Source organism: Brevibacillus sp. NL20B1, assembly GCF_018195675.1.
Taxonomy (GTDB): domain Bacteria; phylum Bacillota; class Bacilli; order Brevibacillales; family Brevibacillaceae; genus Brevibacillus; species Brevibacillus aydinogluensis.
The window spans coordinates 110,090-128,501 of the sequence record NZ_JAGTPT010000011.1; the positions used below are offsets into that span (position 1 = coordinate 110,090).

At 55.1% G+C, this 18,412-nt stretch carries 19 protein-coding genes, 1 tRNA gene and 1 other annotated feature; of the genes, 7 read left to right on the forward strand and 13 right to left on the reverse strand.

Going from position 1 to position 18,412, the window contains the following annotated elements; all coding sequences use genetic code 11:
- The first annotated feature begins 240 nt into the window (after positions 1 to 240).
- Together nagE and KDN35_RS09810 are read left to right on the forward strand one after the other, a co-directional pair.
- Complete coding sequence (gene nagE, locus KDN35_RS09805) at positions 241 to 1,683, forward strand: N-acetylglucosamine-specific PTS transporter subunit IIBC (RefSeq protein ID WP_212132629.1); 1,443 nt, start codon at positions 241 to 243, stop codon at positions 1,681 to 1,683.
- Between the two features lie 107 nt (positions 1,684 to 1,790).
- Positions 1,791 to 2,705, forward strand: coding sequence for a DUF7916 family protein (locus tag KDN35_RS09810; RefSeq protein ID WP_171567392.1), 915 nt, complete (start codon positions 1,791 to 1,793; stop codon positions 2,703 to 2,705).
- A 64-nt stretch (positions 2,706 to 2,769) separates the two neighbouring features.
- Here the strand turns inward: KDN35_RS09810 and KDN35_RS09815 are convergent, their stop codons facing one another.
- Both KDN35_RS09815 and KDN35_RS09820 read right to left on the reverse strand, forming a co-directional pair.
- Positions 2,770 to 2,964 carry a hypothetical protein gene (locus tag KDN35_RS09815; RefSeq protein WP_171567393.1) on the reverse strand — a complete coding sequence of 65 codons (195 nt, stop codon included), beginning with the start codon at positions 2,962 to 2,964 and terminating at the stop codon, positions 2,770 to 2,772.
- Positions 2,965 to 3,026: 62 nt separating this feature from the next.
- The gene (locus KDN35_RS09820; RefSeq protein ID WP_171567394.1) at positions 3,027 to 3,245 is read right to left on the reverse strand and encodes a helix-turn-helix domain-containing protein; all 219 of its coding nucleotides are present in this window, start codon (positions 3,243 to 3,245) and stop codon (positions 3,027 to 3,029) included.
- Positions 3,246 to 3,409: 164 nt separating this feature from the next.
- Here KDN35_RS09820 and KDN35_RS09825 point away from each other — a divergent pair, with 164 nt between their 5' ends.
- Both KDN35_RS09825 and KDN35_RS09830 read left to right on the forward strand, forming a co-directional pair.
- On the forward strand, positions 3,410 to 3,766 hold the full coding sequence (locus KDN35_RS09825; protein ID WP_230077596.1) for a helix-turn-helix domain-containing protein: 357 nt from the start codon (positions 3,410 to 3,412) through the stop codon (positions 3,764 to 3,766).
- A 105-nt stretch (positions 3,767 to 3,871) separates the two neighbouring features.
- Complete coding sequence (locus KDN35_RS09830) at positions 3,872 to 4,408, forward strand: ImmA/IrrE family metallo-endopeptidase (RefSeq protein ID WP_212132630.1); 537 nt, start codon at positions 3,872 to 3,874, stop codon at positions 4,406 to 4,408.
- A gap of 129 nt (positions 4,409 to 4,537) precedes the next feature.
- On the opposite strand, the gene KDN35_RS09835 is transcribed toward KDN35_RS09830, so the two are convergent.
- Positions 4,538 to 4,870 carry a winged helix-turn-helix transcriptional regulator gene (locus KDN35_RS09835; RefSeq protein ID WP_171567396.1) on the reverse strand — a complete coding sequence of 111 codons (333 nt, stop codon included), beginning with the start codon at positions 4,868 to 4,870 and terminating at the stop codon, positions 4,538 to 4,540.
- A 105-nt stretch (positions 4,871 to 4,975) separates the two neighbouring features.
- On the opposite strand from KDN35_RS09835, the gene KDN35_RS09840 reads away from it, so the two are divergent.
- Positions 4,976 to 5,128 carry a hypothetical protein gene (locus tag KDN35_RS09840; protein WP_171567397.1) on the forward strand — a complete coding sequence of 51 codons (153 nt, stop codon included), beginning with the start codon at positions 4,976 to 4,978 and terminating at the stop codon, positions 5,126 to 5,128.
- A gap of 171 nt (positions 5,129 to 5,299) precedes the next feature.
- Positions 5,300 to 6,091 (forward strand): delta-lactam-biosynthetic de-N-acetylase, encoded by a 792-nt coding sequence (gene pdaA, locus KDN35_RS09845; protein ID WP_171567398.1) that lies wholly within the window; start codon positions 5,300 to 5,302, stop codon positions 6,089 to 6,091.
- Between the two features lie 925 nt (positions 6,092 to 7,016).
- Here pdaA and KDN35_RS09850 read toward each other — a convergent pair.
- The 10 genes from KDN35_RS09850 to guaB form a co-directional block, all read right to left on the reverse strand.
- Positions 7,017 to 7,093, reverse strand: a tRNA-Arg gene (locus tag KDN35_RS09850).
- A gap of 90 nt (positions 7,094 to 7,183) precedes the next feature.
- Positions 7,184 to 8,464 carry an isocitrate lyase gene (gene aceA, locus KDN35_RS09855; protein WP_212132631.1) on the reverse strand — a complete coding sequence of 427 codons (1,281 nt, stop codon included), beginning with the start codon at positions 8,462 to 8,464 and terminating at the stop codon, positions 7,184 to 7,186.
- 16 nt (positions 8,465 to 8,480) lie between these two features.
- Complete coding sequence (gene aceB / locus KDN35_RS09860) at positions 8,481 to 10,091, reverse strand: malate synthase A (RefSeq protein ID WP_212132632.1); 1,611 nt, start codon at positions 10,089 to 10,091, stop codon at positions 8,481 to 8,483.
- Between the two features lie 94 nt (positions 10,092 to 10,185).
- Positions 10,186 to 10,338 carry a hypothetical protein gene (locus tag KDN35_RS09865; protein ID WP_171567401.1) on the reverse strand — a complete coding sequence of 51 codons (153 nt, stop codon included), beginning with the start codon at positions 10,336 to 10,338 and terminating at the stop codon, positions 10,186 to 10,188.
- A gap of 192 nt (positions 10,339 to 10,530) precedes the next feature.
- A complete protein-coding gene (serS, locus tag KDN35_RS09870) occupies positions 10,531 to 11,820 on the reverse strand; it encodes a serine--tRNA ligase (protein WP_171567402.1) in 1,290 nt (429 codons plus the stop codon).
- A gap of 109 nt (positions 11,821 to 11,929) precedes the next feature.
- Positions 11,930 to 12,159: a binding site (T-box leader), on the reverse strand.
- A 113-nt stretch (positions 12,160 to 12,272) separates the two neighbouring features.
- Positions 12,273 to 12,863, reverse strand: a complete 591-nt coding sequence (gene pdxT / locus KDN35_RS09875; RefSeq protein ID WP_171567403.1) for a pyridoxal 5'-phosphate synthase glutaminase subunit PdxT — start codon at positions 12,861 to 12,863, stop codon at positions 12,273 to 12,275.
- A gap of 10 nt (positions 12,864 to 12,873) precedes the next feature.
- Positions 12,874 to 13,758, reverse strand: a complete 885-nt coding sequence (gene pdxS / locus KDN35_RS09880; protein WP_171567404.1) for a pyridoxal 5'-phosphate synthase lyase subunit PdxS — start codon at positions 13,756 to 13,758, stop codon at positions 12,874 to 12,876.
- Between the two features lie 105 nt (positions 13,759 to 13,863).
- Complete coding sequence (locus KDN35_RS09885; RefSeq protein ID WP_171567405.1) at positions 13,864 to 15,168, reverse strand: D-alanyl-D-alanine carboxypeptidase family protein; 1,305 nt, start codon at positions 15,166 to 15,168, stop codon at positions 13,864 to 13,866.
- Positions 15,169 to 15,347: 179 nt separating this feature from the next.
- Positions 15,348 to 15,524, reverse strand: coding sequence for a hypothetical protein (locus tag KDN35_RS09890; protein WP_171567406.1), 177 nt, complete (start codon positions 15,522 to 15,524; stop codon positions 15,348 to 15,350).
- A gap of 191 nt (positions 15,525 to 15,715) precedes the next feature.
- Complete coding sequence (gene guaB / locus KDN35_RS09895; RefSeq protein ID WP_171567407.1) at positions 15,716 to 17,176, reverse strand: IMP dehydrogenase; 1,461 nt, start codon at positions 17,174 to 17,176, stop codon at positions 15,716 to 15,718.
- 169 nt (positions 17,177 to 17,345) lie between these two features.
- Here guaB and KDN35_RS09900 point away from each other — a divergent pair, with 169 nt between their 5' ends.
- The gene (locus KDN35_RS09900) at positions 17,346 to 18,350 is read left to right on the forward strand and encodes a YaaC family protein (protein WP_171567408.1); all 1,005 of its coding nucleotides are present in this window, start codon (positions 17,346 to 17,348) and stop codon (positions 18,348 to 18,350) included.
- The last annotated feature ends 62 nt before the right edge of the window (positions 18,351 to 18,412 follow it).

Here is an 18,412-nt window from a genome sequence, read left to right on the forward strand (position 1 = left end):
GCTCGACCGTCACGCTGAACCCATATTGCACTCTGTCACGGCAACAGAGGCATCCCGTCAGCGGGAAGGCAGAACCGCATCACAGGTTTCGCCAGCTTCGAATTGCAAACGCTTACAAACCGCGATTCTCCCTTCGTCAGATGAGTCACTCTCCGGCCGTGTCCTAATTATCGCTCCTAATTGAACGTACTCCGGAGAGCGGCTTTCTGAATATCACTTTCATCCAAGGAGGTTTTATCCATGCTTGCTTTCATGCAAAGGCTCGGGAAAGCGCTCATGCTCCCTGTAGCCGTACTGCCTGCCGCGGCGCTGCTGGTGTCCATCGGTCTTCTCGACTACGAGAAGAACATCCCGCTCGGCTCCGCAGTGGGTGGTTTTCTGAACACGTACGTCGCTCCCTTCCTCAATGCCGGCGGTACTGCGATTCTCGGCAACCTGGCCTTGATTTTTGCGGTGGGTGTCGCCATCGGTTTTGCAGGTGACGCGATTGCCGCCCTGGCGGCGGTCCTGGCCTACCAGGTGCTGGTGGGAGTACTGGCCAAAGTGCCTGCCGCCATGCCCTTCATCGATGACAAGGTGGAACTGAACATGGGCGTTCTCGGCGGATTTCTCGCCGGCGGCGTCGCCGCTTACTGCTACAACAAGTACCGCGACATCAAGATGCCGGATTGGCTCGGTTTCTTCAGCGGCAAGCGGTTTGTGCCGATCGTGACCTCGCTGTTCATGGTGGTCATCGGGATCATCATCGGCTGCATCTGGGGGCCGATCCAATCCGTACTGGACGCCTTCGGGAACTGGGTTGTCGGGCTGGGCGGCATCGGCGCGGCCATCTTTGGCTTCTTCAACCGTCTACTCATCCCGTTTGGCCTGCACCACGTGCTCAACTCCATCGCCTGGTTCCAAATCGGCAGTTTTACCGATCCCGCCGGAAATGTGGTTCACGGCGACCTGTGGCGCTTCTTTGCCGGTGACAAATCGGCCGGCATGTTTATGACCGGCTTCTTCCCGATCATGATGTTTGCCCTGCCGGCAGGTGCTTTTGCCATTATCCACACGGCAAAACCGGAAAAGCGGAAAACCGTCGCCGCCATCTTCCTTAGCTCAGCCCTTGCTTCCTTCCTGACAGGGATTACGGAGCCGATTGAGTTTGCGTTCATGTTTGTGGCTCCCGTCCTCTATGTGATTCACGCTGTCCTGACGGGCATTTCCGGCTTTGTTGTGTACGCCTTGGGCATCAAACACGGCTTTGGCTTCTCCGCGGGCCTCATCGATTACCTGGTCAACTTCCACCTGTCGACCAACGCGCTGTTGATCATTCCGGTCGGCCTGGCCTTTGCCGCGGTGTACTACTTCCTCTTCCGCTTCCTGATCGTCAAGCTGAATCTGAAGACACCGGGCCGCGAAGACGACGAAGAGGAGACGGCATCCCACGCGTCCGGCAGCGATGCGATGCACGAAAAGGCACAAAAAGTGCTGGCCCTCATTGGCGGCAAGGACAACATCGTCAGCGTGGACGCCTGCATTACCCGCCTGCGGCTGGTCTTAAAGGATGACAAGGTCGTCGATGAAAAAGGCCTGCGCAGTCTCGGGGCGGCCGGCGTGATGAAACTGGGGCAGGGCAGCGTGCAGATCGTCTTCGGTCCCCAGTCGGAAGCGCTGAAGGACGAGATCAAAAAGATGTAAACCTGTCGTCACCGCTCGCCTGACGGCACGATTCCACCCGGCAGCGCCCTGACGTGCCGGGTGGACTGCTTTATAACGGCACAATATTTGTTACTGGGAGGAAGACGATGAAACGATTGTTGGACTGCACAGCTTCCGATTTCTCACGGATGACCGGGCAGGATGTAAAGCGGGCAATCAAGGCCTCTGAAGGGCGAGTGCTGGTAGCCGAAGTGATCTCCTCCGTCTCCCCACTCTACCCCAGTGTTACCAATGCAGAATTGGCCGCCGCTTTTGGTGCCGACATGATCCTGCTCAATCTCTTTGACGTGTTTCAGCCGCACGTGGAAGGACTGACCGCTGCGCCCGATGAGACGGTACATGAGTTGAAACGGCTCATCGGACGGCCCGTCGGCCTCAACCTGGAACCAGTCGACCCACAGGCCAGAGCGGCAGAACAACTGCTCCCCCTGCCCCCAGGGCGGCTGGCCTCGGCGGAAACCTTTGTCGAGGCAAAACGGCTCGGTTTTGACTTCCTCTGCCTGACCGGCAACCCCAAGACCGGAGTGACCAACCGGGAAATCAGGCAGGCGATCCGCACCGCCCGTGAAGTCATGGGCAAAGACGCCTTGATCATGGCCGGGAAAATGCACGGCGCTGGCGTAGCAGATGAAGCCGGTGGCAATTTGATAGAAGAGCAGACGATTGTCCAGTTTATCGAAGCAGGGGCGGACATCATCCTGCTCCCCTCGCCCGGCACAATTCCCGGCATCACGCTTGATGCGGCCAAATCCATGGTCGATCTGGCCCACCGCCACGGCGCATTGGCCCTATTGGCCACCGGCACCAGTCAGGAAGGGGCAGACGAGGCGACCATTCGCCAGATCGCGCTGAACAGCAAAATGGCCGGGGCCGATCTGTATCACATCGGCGACGCCGGTTACAATGGCATCGCTATCCCGGAAAACATCATGCACTACTCCATCGCCGTGCGCGGAAAACGGCATACCTATGTGCGGATGGCCGCATCGGTCCTGCGGTAACGCCAGACAGCACAACGAAGCGGTTTCCCCCGTGGGCTCGTCCGTTTGGGGAAACCGCTTTTTCTCACGGCACCTGCCCGGCAATCGGGGCGGTCAGTGCCGCGTCGCTCTCCCTTTGCAGTTCCCGCTCAAACGACTCCAAGCGACGAAGGAAATCCTGACAGGCAGAAACGCTTTGGGGCTCCATCATCGCTAGCTCGTATGCCAGTGTCCTTTTCCAGATTTCCAACTGCCGCATGTTGGCTTCCCGGACTTCCACCTCTTTCCCCCCTGACCGATCTCTTGCCATATCGCTCTGTGATCTGTTTGTCTCTGTATTTGTCATATCAGCAAAATCAAGCACTGAAACAAGTCGCGCAGTTCGCATTTCAGCTTTCTGGCCAACACCGGCAGGTGATTCGCCTTGAAGTCGTACTCGCCCTTTTCGTATTTCAGATAGGTAGACGCGTTCTTGAAGCCCAGTGATTCCGCCATGTCCTGCAACGTGATTCCCGTTTCGAGCCGTCGCCTTGCGATGAATCCCAGATTGACTTTGTTCAATCAGCATCCCCCTTTATTTGCCAAATTAGCAAATCTTTAACCATTATAATACCGTTTCAATTTTCACAAAGTCAACACGTTCTTTGTTAAATTAACAAAAATTGTGTTTTCCGTTATGGAAAATTGTTAGAATAATTATTGCCATAGCGGAAAGGTTGTGACGAATGATGTCAACAGTCGGTCAACGGATCAAATGGCTCCGGGAACAAAAGCGGTGGTCCCAAATCCAATTGGCCGAAAAACTGCAAATTCACAACACGGTGCTCTCACGGATTGAGTCGGGTGAGAAAAAGAGTGTGGACAACCATCTGCTCTCGAAAGTTGCCGATGTGTTCAACGTCTCCGCCGATTTCCTTCTCGGCAAGACGAATGACCCGACGCCCTCATGGGGAACCCGGAAAAATCCGGAGGAGCATATTTCGTTCTTTGACTTGGAGGGATTGAGCCCATCCGAGATTGAAGAAGTGAAAAAGCACATCGACTATTTGCGGTGGAAAGCCCGACAGTCGGACAAACCATGACCGGCAGGGGCAGGACGTGTCTTACCAAACACTGTCCCGTGCACGGCGTTTTCTTTTCGCACAATACCGAACATATGTTCTGTTTCTTGCAAAGGAGGAATGCACATGCTCCGCGATTACAAACAAACGGAACTGGAAAAATGGGTGGGCGCTTTTTATGCCAGACTGGGGATGCGACATGCGGGAGATTTGCGCGAGGAAACGGTCGCCGAAGCCCTCGGCATTGAGCTTGTGTACCGTCCTTGTCCATCGATGCGGTACGAAGCCGGCGGCTATCGCTGCATCACGATCAATTCCGCCCTGCCCCGGCCAATCCAGCGTGAGCAGTTTTTTCATGAGCTGGGGCATATATTGCGCGGACATACCGGGAAACAGCTGGAGATGAGAAAATCGTTCCGCGACCTGCAGGAGGCCCAGGCTTCGCAGTTTCAACTTTACGCGGCCCTGCCGTTTTTCATGGTATCCAGGTTGAGACTGACCGACTGCCAGACTCATCCGGCCTGCTTGCTGGCCCAGGAGTTTGGCGTAACCCGGCAGCTGGCGGAAAAGCGGCTCGCTCAGATTCGCCGCCGCATCATCAGCGAACGCCTGCACCGCCAGTTCGTCGCCCGCCTCCACGGCAGGGGCCCGCGTCCGGCTTGAGATGCGCGGCGCAGCCGAAGCACGTCCGAAACAGTCCCTTGCAGGGAACGGCCTCGCATTGAACGATGCGGTCCTTTCCAAGCAAATCAGCGCCGTACACAATGTCCGGCGCTTTGTTCGTAAGTCCGTTCAGTTGACTGTTTTCTGATCCAGTTCGATCCACTCTTGTGCCCATTTCTCGATGCCTTTGATGATCGGTTCCAGTGCGCGTCCTTTATCCGTAAGCGAATATTCCACCCTCACCGGAGCGGAATCCGTATAGACTTCCCGATGCACCAGTCCTTCCTTCTCCAGATCCTTCAGCCGTTCCGACAAAAGCCTGCCGCTGATCGGAAGCGCCTCTTCAATTGAACAAAAACGCTGCGGTCCCAAAAGAAGCTGGTGCAGGATCAGCCCTGTCCAGCGTTTGCTCAGCAGATGCATGGCTTTTTCAAACTTCGGGCACAGAGAAGACTGCTTCATGGAAATCACCCCATTCTCCATTCAGTATATCGCTCTTTTTTCCTTGCATCAAAATCTGGCCCGCAACCATCCTAGTGAATGGAAACATACGGAGGTGAGTGCTGCATGCCCGATCAAAAAGAGAGAGCCATGGCCATTTTTGAAGTGGAAGACAGGATTCCGGTCGGTTCCATAGACAAGACCCGAGCCGAAATGCCCGATCGCTCCGAACAATATCCCATTCCGGCCCCCCGTCCCGTCCCCTGGGAGGAGGCCTGAGCACATACGGCCTTCCCGCTCCATGTGGCAGGGAAAGGCCGCTTTGTGTGGGTCGCCAACCTATTTTTTCCAAAAGTGCCTGGTCGCGGCAGGCACATAACTTGCCAACGTTGATGGGACAATATCGCTAGGTAAAGGGAAGCCTATTGTCACAAAGGAGGGCAGGTTACCATGAAGCGCCTTACCATTTTGTCCGCTGTCTTGCTGCTCGTAACCATCGTGTTGGGGCATGCGGCTGCCCATCCCGATACGGCGTACCACTTTGGCTTTAAAAAGAGCAGGGACGGCAAACTTCCTTCCATTGACCAGGAAGGATTCAAATCCGTTGTGGAGAAGCACGGGGCTATCTTTTTGGGAGATACGACCAAAAAAGAACTGTATCTGACCTTTGACAACGGGTACGAAAACGGCTACACCGCGCAAATATTGGACACGCTCAAGGCCAAAAAGGTGCCGGCCATCTTTTTCGTGACCGGACATTACGTAAAAGACCAGCCCGACCTCATCAAACGGATGGCAGCCGAAGGGCATCTGATCGGAAACCACTCCTGGAGCCACCCCGACATGACGAAACTTTCCAACGAACGCATCCGGGAAGAGCTGGAGAAGGTACAGACGGAAGTAGCCCGGATCACTGGTCAAAAAGAGATGCGCTTTTTGCGTCCGCCAAGGGGAATTTTCAGTGACCGCTCCCTTGCGGCCTGCAAGCAGCTGGGCTATACCAGCATCTTCTGGTCGATTGCCTACAAAGACTGGGACACCAAGGTGCAAAGAGGCTGGCGGTACGCGTACGACAGCGTCATCTCACAGCTTCACCCGGGTGCCGTCATCCTGCTGCACGCCGTCTCCCGCGACAACGCAGAAGCGCTGGGTGCAATCATCGACGAGGCGCGCAAACGGGGGTACGAATTCAAGAGCCTGGATCAGCTGGTTCCGCACAATCCCTCGACACCTGTTCCGTAAAGCGGCCTGCCAGCAAAGGGCTGATTGCCGCCTGTCTCAAGCACAAATACGCCCATACAGGGGTTGCACCCATGAAAAAGCCGTCTCCCATCAGAGAGACGGCTCAGATTGAAGACAAACTGTTTATTTAGTAAGCGTCCACAAGAAAACGATTTTCATAATTCCCAGGCCGGAAGGCCTGCACATTCATCAACCGAAGCTGAAGACAACGTACATCGCATGGAGGGATGGGCCAAGCGAGCTCCTTTGACGACCTGCTCAGCGGAAAAACGAAAGACGCGGGGATAAACAGGGGGCACAAGTCTCACTTCGTCGAAACACCCAGATGTTTGCCCCCTGCCCGCGTCGCGTTTTGGAGCGGACATCATCCACTTCTTTGCTGGGCGTCAAGAGAGCGAGCGGGCCCGATCACCCATGCGCCACGGACTTTGTCTACATGCTGAGCCGTCTCCCATCAGAGAGACGGCTTTTTGCCCAGGTTCGCTTTCGTTTCAGCATCTTCACGTTTTTCTTTATAACAATCCATGCATAGCTCGTTGTTGTTTTCAATTTCATACTCAGTCAGACGAACCCGACATACTCGACATTGTCTTTCGGTTAATACCAAATTCAATGAGTATACCCCTTTCTTCTCACGGTCGTCATTGTCATTGACATTGTATCCCATAATGAGGGGAAATGAATCCGCTCGATGTTAAAATTGTGTGAATTATTAAATAAGTATTATTCCCATTTATTTACAATGGATTGGTGTAGATCCTTTCAATTAATTCGTGGATGGGGCTGTTATTCCCGATCGTTTCATATATTTTCCATACAGTTCAGAGTGCGAATAATACTCAGTGCCACGCCTAAGAACCAATTTCCTGTCTTACTCTCCACATAAAAAGAAAAAAACCTTGGATTCCCAAGGTTTTTCATGGAATGGCGTCCCCGAGAGGACTCGAACCTCCGACACGCAGTTTAGGAAACTGCTGCTCTATCCAGCTGAGCTACGAGGACGTATTGCACCTACTCTAATTAATTATATGAGGGAAGTCGATTTTTTGCAATTGGGAGGACCAGGGATGATGCCCTGGTCCTGACGTTTCATCAGCTATGGGTAAACTGTTCTTCCTCCGTGGAGCCTTTCAAGGCCGTGGTCGACGAGGTGCCGCCGGCGATCACCTGGGCCACTTCGTCAAAGTAGCCGGTGCCGACCTCGCGCTGGTGGCGGGTCGCGGTATATCCGTATGGCTCGCTCGCAAACTCCGCCTGCTGCAGCTCGGAGTAGGCGGCCATGCCGCGCTCGCGGTAGCCTCGGGCCAGCTCAAACATGCTGTGGTTGAGCGAGTGGAAGCCAGCCAGGGTGACGAATTGAAACTTGTACCCCATCTCGCCCAGCTCATCCTGAAAACGGGCGATCGCAGCTTCATCCAGCTTCCGTTTCCAGTTGAACGACGGGGAGCAGTTGTACGCCAGCAATTTCCCCGGGAATTGTGCGTGAATGGCTTCAGCAAACCGGCGCGCTTCCTCCAGATTGGGCTCCGAGGTTTCGCACCAGATCAAATCGGCGTACGGCGCGTAGCTGAGGCCGCGCGCGATAGCCGCATCCAGCCCGCCGCGCATGCGGAAGAATCCTTCGGGTGTGCGCTCGCCGGTGAGGAACGGCTTGTCGCGGTCGTCGATGTCGCTGGTGATCAAAAAGGCTCCGTTGGCATCCGTACGAGCGATGATCACGGTCGGTACGCCCATCACATCGGCGGCAAAGCGGGCTGCGATCAGATTGCGAATGGCCAACTGCGTGGGAATCAGCACTTTTCCGCCCATGTGGCCGCACTTTTTCTCCGAAGCTAGCTGGTCTTCGAAGTGAACGCCGGCGGCTCCCGCTTCGATCATGCTTTTCATCAGTTCAAACACGTTGAGCGGTCCGCCAAAACCAGCTTCCGCATCAGCCACGATCGGCGCAAACCAGTAGATGTCACCTGTCCCTTCCGCCTGCTGGATCTGGTCGGCGCGCTGGAACGCCTGATTGATCCGCTTAACCACGTGAGGAACGCTGTTGGCCGGATACAAGCTCTGATCGGGGTACATCTGCCCGGCCAGGTTGGCGTCAGCCGCTACCTGCCAGCCGCTCAGGTAGATGGCTTTCAAGCCGGCTTTCACCTGCTGAATTGCCTGGTTTCCGGTGAGGGCACCCAGCGCCTTGATGTGGTGTTCCGTGTTGAGCAAATGCCACAGCCGCTCTGCCCCCATCCGTGCCAACGTATGTTCAATCTGCACCGAACCGCGCAGCCGGACGACGTCCTCTGCCGTATACGGGCGGACAATCCCCTTCCAACGCTCCGCCTTCCAGCTTTCCTCCACCTGTCTGATTGCCTCTTGCTTGTTCATCCTCTTCCACTCCTTTTTATTCAAGATAGCCATAGCCCGGGATGGTCAAGAACTCTTCGAATTCGTCTGCTGTCACCAGCCGCAGAAACAATTCGCCCGCCAGCTGGAACTTGCCGTTCTCGTACCGTTCCTGGCCGATGGCTTGTTTCAAGGCTTGCAGTTCCTCACTCACCCACTGTTTGACCAGTCCGGCGGTAATCTTCCGCCCGTCCGGCAGCACGCCCCGGCGGTGGCGAATCCACTGCCAGACCTGGGCGCGGGAAATTTCCGCCGTGGCCGCGTCTTCCATCAGGTTGTTGATCGGCACCGCGCCGTGGCCGCGCAGCCAGGCTTCGATGTACTGGATGCCGACGCTGATGTTGGTGCGCACACCTTCTTCCGTAATCGGCCCCTCAGGCACCGCCAGCAGGTCGGCAGCCGTGACCTGCACATCCTCCCGCTTGTACCAGATCTGATTGGCTTCCGGCATCAAGCGGTCAAACACTTCCATCGCCACCGGCACCAATCCGGGGTGGGCCACCCAGGTGCCGTCATGGCCGTCGTAGGCTTCCCGCTCCTTGTCGGCCCGCACCTTGGCCAGCGCCTCTTCGTTTTTGACCGGATCGTTTTTGACCGGGATTTGCGCTGCCATTCCCCCGATGCAGGGCGCCTGCCGCCTGTGACACGTCTTGACCGCAAGCGTGGTATACGCCCGCATGAACGGCACCGTCATCGTCACCAATGCGCGGTCGGGGAGGATGACATCGGGCTGGTTGCGCAGTTTTTTGATGTAGCTGAAAATGTAGTCCCAGCGGCCGCAGTTGAGTCCGGCGCTGTGCTCCCGCAGCTCGTACAGGATTTCATCCATCTCAAACGCGGCCAGAATCGTTTCGACCAACACTGTCGCCTTGATCGTGCCTCGCGGAATCCCCAATTCGTCCTGGGCAAACAGGAAGACGTCGTTCCAGAGACGGGCTTCCAGGTGGTTCTCCAGTTTGGGCAGGTAAAAGTACGGGCCCGAGCCTTTTTCCAGCAAGACATGGGCGTTGTGGAAGAAATACAATCCGAAGTCAAACAGACTGCCGGAGAGCGGCTGCCCATCCAACAACACGTGTTTTTCTTCCAGATGCCAGCCGCGCGGACGGACGATCAGCACAGCCGTTTTTTCCTTCAGCGCGTACTGCTTGCCTTCCGGGCTGGTGTAGGTAATGGTGCGCCTCACCGCATCGCGCATGTTGATTTGTCCCTGGATCGTGTTGGTCCACGTCGGCGAGTTGGCGTCTTCAAAGTCGGCCATAAACATCCGGGCTCCCGAGTTGAGCGCGTTGATCACCATTTTGCGGTCGCCGGCCGGACCGGTAATCTCCACCCGGCGGTCCTGCAGGTCGGGCGGCAGGGGAGCCACCGTCCAATCAGCCTTGCGAATGTGGGCGGTCTCAGGCAAAAAATCGGGCAGCTTCCCGCAGTCAATCTCCTCCTGCCGTTTGATCCGCTGTTTCAACAGATCCCGCCGCCTCTCGCCAAAGGCCCGCTCCAGTTTGATCAAGAATCGGATTGCGTCGGGAGTGAGAATCTCCTCATACTGCGGCGACAGCGCGCCGGTGATCGTCACTTCGGCTGGGTAATGGTTGGTGTGCAGCGTAGTCAAAACAGGTTCCTCCTCTCCTGAACCAAAACGTTATTATGATACAGAAGAAAATTTAATCAATCTATTATAGTACAGTACTGCCAAAAAAATGGCCTTAATCCAGATACCCGCTGCCGCTGCAGTGGCTGCAGCTTACACAGCCGTCACCGTGGCAATGATGGCACTCCACCCCGTGCTCGTCATAGCCCGCTCCGCCGCAGTGCGGACAATTCTGTTCGCCGTTTCCTTCACACCGAAAGCAGTTCATTTCCGTTCCCTCCACTCCTGTATTAATACAATAATCAACTTTCTTGCCGTTATTATATAACAGTGGTTCGTACAACGCAACACCATTTTCAAAAAATTCCGCTGTTTTTGTTACATAAAAAAACCGGCTCCCCATCCAAATGGACGTGAGAGCCGGTTTTTTCTATGCTGACTGTCTGTATGCTGTACGTCGTCAGCGGCTTTCCTTCGGCACGATCTTTTCCATTCCGCCCATGTACGGACGCAGTACCTCCGGAATGACAATGGAGCCGTCTTCCTGCTGGTAGTTTTCCAGCAGGGCGGCCACGGTGCGGCCGATTGCCAGACCGGAGCCGTTGAGTGTATGGACGAACTCCGGCTTGCTCTTCGCGTCGCGGCGGAACCGGATGTTGGCCCGACGCGCCTGGAAGTCCTCAAAGTTGGAACACGAGGAGATTTCCCGATACGTATTGTAGCTGGGGAGCCATACCTCCAGGTCGTACTTTTTCGCGGCGGTAAACCCGAGGTCGCCGGTGCACATGTTCATCACGCGGTACGGCAGGCCGAGGAGCTGCAGCACTTTTTCCGCGTTTTTCACCAGCTTTTCCAGTTCGTCGTAAGAGTCTTCCGGTTTGACGAACTTCACCATCTCCACCTTGTTAAACTGGTGCTGGCGAATCAGTCCGCGCGTATCGCGGCCGGCCGATCCGGCTTCGGAACGGAAACAAGCGCTGTACGCGGCGTAATAGATCGGCAGGTCGGCTGCATCGAGAATCTCGTCGCGGTGAATGTTGGTCACCGGCACCTCCGCTGTCGGGATCAGGAAGTAATCCGGTCCATCCAGTTTGAAGGCATCCTCCTCAAATTTGGGAAGCTGACCGGTGCCGGTCATGCTGGTGCGATTGACGATGTACGGCGGCAAAATTTCTTCGTATCCGTGTTCGCTGGTATGCAGATCCAGCATGAAGTTCATCAGCGCCCGCTCCAGACGCGCTCCCAGCCCCTTGTAAAAGACAAACCGGCTGCCTGTTACCTTGGCCGCCGCTTCAAAGTCGAGGATGCCCAGATTGGCAGCCAGCTCCCAGTGCGGCTTTGGCTCAAACGTAAAATTGCGCGGTTCGCCCCAGGTCCAGGCCACTACGTTGTCTTCTTCCGACGTACCGATCGGCACGCTCTCGTGCGGCAGATTGGGCAGGCTCAGCAAAATCTGCTCCAATTGTTCGTCCAGCTGGCGCAGTTCTTCGTCCAGCGCCTTGATGCGCTCGTTCACCTGTTTCATTTCGGCGATCAGGTGGTCGGCGTTTTCTTTGTTGCGCTTCATGATCGCCACTTGTTCGGAGACCGTGTTTCGCTTATTTTTCAACGATTCCGCTTCTTGAATAACCTGGCGCCGCTTTTCATCCGTCTCGGCGAACTGGTCGAGCGCGGAAATGTCTTCGTTGCGATGTGCCAACCGGCGTTTTACCTCTTCCAAATTGCTGCGCAAAACTTTCACGTCAAGCATGTAATTCCCTCCTAATCTCTATGATTCCTTATTCTGGAAAGAGTAGTTGTTCAGATGTGAATGGCGAAAGCGCGTTCCAGCGGGACAGTAAAAAACACTCGTCCCCTCTGTAAGGGACGAGTGCTGTATACCCGCGTTGCCACCCTTGTTGGCAAATGCGTTTGTCCGTTTCCATCCGCATTTGCCCGCTCTCATCCGTCGTAACGGGACGGTTACCGGGCAAAGTTTGAAGCTTTGCCACTCCGAGGTGGATTCCCTTGCACGCCGGATCGGTTTTCACCCGCCACCGACTCTCTGGGCCTGGCTTATGCAAAGTACTGGCCTCATCATCGCATTCAATATTCGATACATCTATTGTTAACTGTACTACAGGTTCTATACCTGTGTAAAGGAGGCGGTTGACAAAAAAACCGGCACCACGTGCGGTACCGGTTTTTTATGTGAGTGCGGGATCAGGCCTGAACTTTATCGGCCCGGTACTCCTTCACCATGTCAAAGAAGAATTTGTGGATGCGCGCATCCTCCGTCAGTTCCGGGTGGAAGGCAGCTGCCAGGTAATGGCCTTGGCGGGCGGCGACAATTTTGTCTTCGTACTTCGCCAGCACCTGACCGTTTTCCCCCAGTTCCATAATGTACGGCGCCCGAATAAAGACAGCCGGAAAATCGGGAGCGATGCCCGCCACGGGCAGATCGACTTCAAAGCTCTCCTTTTGACGTCCAAACGCGTTGCGCTCCACCTTCATGTCCATCAGACCGAGGTGGCAGTCATCCTGGCCGTTGATGCGGTTGGCCAGCAGGATGGCGCCGGCACATGTGCCAAAAATCGGTTTTTTGGCTTGGCCAAACTGGCGGATGGCTTCCATAAAGCCGTATTTGTGCATCAACTTGCTGATTGTGGTGCTTTCCCCGCCGGGGATCACCAGACCGTCCAGATCGTTGAGCTCTTCCACTTTTTTCACCGGGACCGCTGTTGCACCGACTTGTTCCAGCATGCGGATGTGTTCGGCTACAGCTCCCTGCAGGGCAAGTACGCCAATTTTCATGTTGTTCACCTTACCAGCCGCGCTCTTGCATGCGATCTGCTTCGCGCAGTTTGGAGATTTCGATACCCGGCATAGCCGTACCCAGTCCTTTGGAGACGCGGGCAATCAGATCGTAGTCGGTGTAGTGCGTCGTCGCTTCGACGATGGCGCGGGCGTATTTCTCCGGATTCTCCGATTTGAAGATACCGGAGCCGACGAACACGCCATCTGCCCCAAGCTGCATCATCAGTGCAGCGTCGGACGGCGTAGCCACACCACCGGCTGCGAAGTTGACAACCGGCAGCTTCCCGTTTTTATGCACGTATTCCAGAAGTTCGTACGGTGCACCCAGGTTTTTCGCTTCCGCCATCAGTTCGTCGTAGGACATGCTTTGCACTTTGCGAATCTGTGCCTGCATCGTGCGCATGTGGCGAACCGCTTCCACGATGTTGCCCGTACCCGGCTCCCCTTTGGTGCGGATCATGGACGCGCCTTCACCGATGCGGCGCAGCGCTTCGCCCAGATCGCGGGCACCGCAGACAAACGGAACCGTAAAGTCTTTTTTGTTGATGTGGAACATGTCGTCGGCAGGAGTGAGCACTTCACTCTCGTCGATGTAGTCAACGCCCATCGCCTCGAGCACGCGTGCTTCAACGAAGTGGCCAATCCGTGCCTTGGCCATGACCGGGATGGATACCGCTTTCATCACTTCTTCCACGATGCCCAGGTCAGCCATGCGCGCCACTCCGCCGGCCGCGCGAATATCAGACGGTACGCGTTCCAGTGCCATAACGGCAACGGCACCGGCCGCTTCCGCGATCTTCGCTTGTTCGGCATTTACGACGTCCATGATGACGCCGCCTTTTTGCATTTCAGCCATACCTTTTTTAACGCGGGACGTTCCTACTTGTACCATGCTTTTTGCCTCCTACCCATGTGGACTCTAGATCTGCACGTTTTTGTGCAAACGTTGTCGTAATATTCACCATTGTAAACGAAGTGTGATTTTCGACACAACCACTTATTTGCCGGTGACGCTGCTGAAAATGTTACTAATAAATTGGATGATGCTGCGGAAGAACAGGCGAATCCAGCTTGCTTCCTCTACGTCTTGTCCAGCCACGAGGTCGACGCCCCCCTTGGTCACGTCTTCCGGCTGCAGGTAGTCGCTGTCCTTTTCTCCTTCTTCTTTAAAGACCACTTTCCCGATGACCTGTCCTTTCGTCAGCGGCGCATTCAGATCCTGGAAGGTCACGACCGGCGTAAACTTGGTGTCCTCGCCAATTTGGGTCAGGACGTTTACCTCTTTACTCGTTACAGCTGGTACGGTCAGGTCCACACCGTTTTTCACCGGCGCGGTTTCAAAGCCTTTTACCGCGGCTCCCTTCTCCACCTTTTTGGTCAGCTTGAAGTTGCTGAAGCCGTAGTCAAACAGCTTTTTGGTTTCTTCAAAGCGCTTCAACTCGCTGCTGGTCCCCATGACGACGCTGATCAGGCGCATATCATCCCGTGTTGCCGTACCGGTGAAACAGTATCCCGCCGCCGACGTATAGCCGGTCTTCAAACCATCTACCCCCGGATAGTAGCTGAGCAGTCCGGGAAGCATCCAGTTGTAGTTTTTCTTTTTGATCACGTTTGGCATACCTTCACGGAACGCCAGCTCCGGAATTTTGGAGTATTCCAACGCTTCCGGGAAATCGCGAATCAGCGCGCGGGCCAGGATCGCGGAGTCCCGTGCGGACATCATGTTTTCCTTTTGTTCGGATTGCGGTGCATACGGCCCCAGATCTTCAACGGGCAAACCGGTCGACGTCACGAACGAGGTGTTTTTCATCCCCAGTTCCTTGGCCTTTTTATTCATCATTGCCACGAAGTTGGCTTCGCTGCCGCCCACTTTTTCCGCAAGCAGCACGGTTGCGTCGTTGGCGGACACGATCGCCATGGCCTTGTACAGATCCTTGACGGTATGAGACTCGCCCATGTTCAGGTAGACGCCTGCGGAGTCCGGCATTTTGGCGATGTAAAAGGCGTATTCGCTCACCTGAACCTTTTCGTCCCACTTGATTTTCTTTTGTTTAATCGCTTCCAGCACGAGGTACTCGGTCATCATCTTGCTCATGCTGGCCGGCGGCAGCGGTACATCCGGATTGCTGCTGTACAGCACCTTGCCCGTGGACGCTTCCACCAGAATGGCCGATTTAACCGCCAACTGCAGGTTGGGCTGTGCAGCTCCTGCGCCGTCAGACAAGCCGCCCCACGCGGTCAAAAACACAGCGACAGAAAGGAACAGTCCCATCAATCGCCTCGTCCATCTTTTTTGTTTCATTTGCTTTACTCACTCTCCCGTTTCTGTCGTTCTTCGCCACGATTGGCATGAGCACACAAGTGTAAGTGTACCATACAAGCAGGGCTTCCTTGAAGGTTGTTTCGACCTGTTTGTCCGCGTCGGAGACTGGAAAAAAACCACTCTCCAATCTTATATAGACGAAAAATCGCGGTGCAAGGTTATGAACGCTTCACAAAAACAGCAACGTTCCACTCACCTTCTATTTGTAAAGGCGAGTCTGCTTTTTTCTGTCCGAAAGCGATCCTGTACACCATTTCTTCGTATTGTTGAAACAAGGCAAGGTAAGCCGCATCATTGCCCGACTGTGCCTGTTTTACGAAGGCAACAACGTCCATTCAGTTTCACTCCCTTCGACACTTAATTAGACAAATCACCCAGGTGTTTGGCTTTCGAGCTTACGTTTTCCAAATTATCTGTTTAATATTGGCAGATGTATAGGTTACACAGTTCCGTTTGCACAGAAAAATGCACCCCCTGCTGTAGGGGGTGCATTTCACAATCGTGAAAGGGTTTTTCGTCAATCGCCCTAGGAGATGGAGTAGTTGGGCGCTTCTTTGGTAATCTGCACGTCGTGCGGGTGGCTTTCCCTCAGACCGGCACCAGTGATGCGGACAAACTGGGAGTTTTCGATCAGCTCCCGAATGGTTTTGGCCCCGCAATAGCCCATGCCGGCACGCAGCCCGCCAACCAATTGATAAACTACGTCAGCCAGCGGACCTTTGTACGGAACGCGGCCTTCGATGCCTTCCGGAACCAGTTTTTGTTCGTTTTCCTGGAAGTAGCGGTCCTTGCTGCCCGCTTTCATTGCACCGATCGACCCCATGCCGCGGTACACCTTGAACCGGCGGCCTTGGTAAATTTCGAATTCGCCGGGGCTTTCCTCGGTTCCGGCGAACAGGCTGCCGATCATGATGGCCGACGCGCCCGCGCCGATCGCTTTTGTCAGGTCACCGGAGTATTTAATGCCGCCATCGGCAATAATTGGAATATTGTACTCTTGGGCAACGCGCGCACAGTCGTAAATGGCGGTAATCTGCGGTACGCCGATACCGGCTACGACACGCGTGGTACAGATGGAGCCGGGTCCAATCCCTACCTTAACCACGGAGGCACCTGCTTCGATCAGGTCGCGGGTTGCCTCACCCGTAGCCACGTTACCCGCCACGATGGTCAGGTCCGGATAGGCTTGTCTCAACTTCTTCACGGTGTTGATGACGTTGATAGAGTGGCCGTGTGCGGTATCCACCACCAGTACGTCTACGCCAGCCTTCACCAGCGCATCCGCCCGTTCAAACGTGTCGGCTGTCACACCGACTGCCGCACCGCAAAGAAGACGTCCCTGCTTGTCTTTTGCAGCGTTCGGGTACTGGATCGCTTTCTCGATGTCCTTGATGGTAATCAACCCTTTGAGAACGTTATTTTCGTCCACCAAGGGCAGTTTCTCGATCTTGTGTTTCTGCAGGATGGCTTCCGCCTGCTGCAGCGTCGTTCCGACAGGAGCCGTTACCAGATTTTCTCTGGTCATGACTTCTTTAATGGGAGTGGAAAAGTCGTGCACAAAACGAAGGTCCCGGTTGGTAAGAATCCCAATGAGGTGGTTCTGCTCATCGACGATGGGGACGCCGGAAATGCGGTATTTGCCCATGAGCTGGTCCGCATCGGCGACGGTATGGTCCGGAGTCAACGAGAACGGATTGGTGATGACGCCGCTTTCCGAGCGCTTGACGCGATCCACTTCACTGGCTTGTTGTTCAATGGTCATGTTTTTATGGATAATCCCGAGACCGCCTTGACGAGCCATGGCAATAGCGAGCTTAGATTCTGTCACCGTGTCCATGCCGGCACTGATCAGGGGAATGTTCAAGGTAACGTTTTCGCTCAGCTTCGTCGTGATGTCGACGTCCCGGGGAAGCACTTCCGATTTGGCCGGAATGAGGAGAACGTCATCAAACGTCAAACCTTCTTTCACGAATTTGTCTTCCCGCACAATAATAAGCTCCTTTCGCCAAAATATTTATCGCCAGTGTAACAAACGGCTTAATTTACTGTCAAGGAAAGCTTGTATCGTTCGGGTATGCCGTCAATTATCCAGATAAATCAAAAAAAATACCAAGAAAGCGTTACCATTTTACGAAAGTTAACCAAAGGTGATGACGATGCAGGATGCATGGACCACACTGCGCTTGCTGGAAACGGAGCCAGCCGCGCGCAGGTATTTGTCCCACTGCTACCAATCTAGGGGGCTGCCGCACCCCGACCGCCTGGCGTTCCAGCAGAGCACCCGCTTTTTATACACCTGGCAGCAGGCGCGGCAGTTTTACGAAACGGCTCATGGCGCCTCGCTCTCGGTTCGCCCGCTGCTGCTGTTTTACGGGTATGTGCATCTGCTGAAAGGATGGCTGATTACCTGCGACCCTGACTATCCGCAAAACAGCCGCGTGCTGCAGCACGGCGTGACCACGCGCAAGCGGAAGCGCGGAGTATACCATCTGTTGGAGGATGAAGTTCGGCCGCAAAAGGAAGGATTGTTCGCACACCTGGCCCGTCTGTTCGCTCCTACGCCCCTCAATGATCGGTACTCGCTGGATGAACTGTTTGCGTCCTTGTCGGAGTTGAGCGGTCCGTATGCAGTCGTTACCGGAAGAAAATCGCCGTGGGTCCGCCTTGACCTGGGCATCGTAACGCCACACGATGACCAACAGGGAACCGTGTATCGAATAGCGTTCCCCACCGGTTCTGACGGGCCGCTGGCATATTCTCCCGAGACGCTTCGACAGTATATTCGACGGCTTGTTCCCGACGGCTGCGACGCTTTCCTGTTTGAATGGGCAGACAGCATCGGCAGGGAAGCGGTTGTCACTTCGGCCGCTCTTTCGGAATGGGAAAGGCACCCGCTGTTTTCTTTTCATCACGGCTCCCTGTTTTTCTGGAACGGTGCGCCGGAGACACTTCCTCTGCCAACCTGGGCCAGCCACTACCTGATTTTGTACGTGCTCAGCATGCTCTGCCGGTACGAAACGGAGTGGTGGGGGGAGCTGGCGCTAACTTCCTCCTACGCGGAGCGCTATCTCGTGGAGTGCTTCCTCGACAGCCATGCGTACACCTTGCCTACGGTTATTCTGAAGCAAATGCAAAAAAACAACCCCCTCTTTTTCGAGTAAGAGGGGGAAAACAAAACAGCCTTCCCAACGACATGGTTGAGAAGGCTGTACCTCATTCCCTG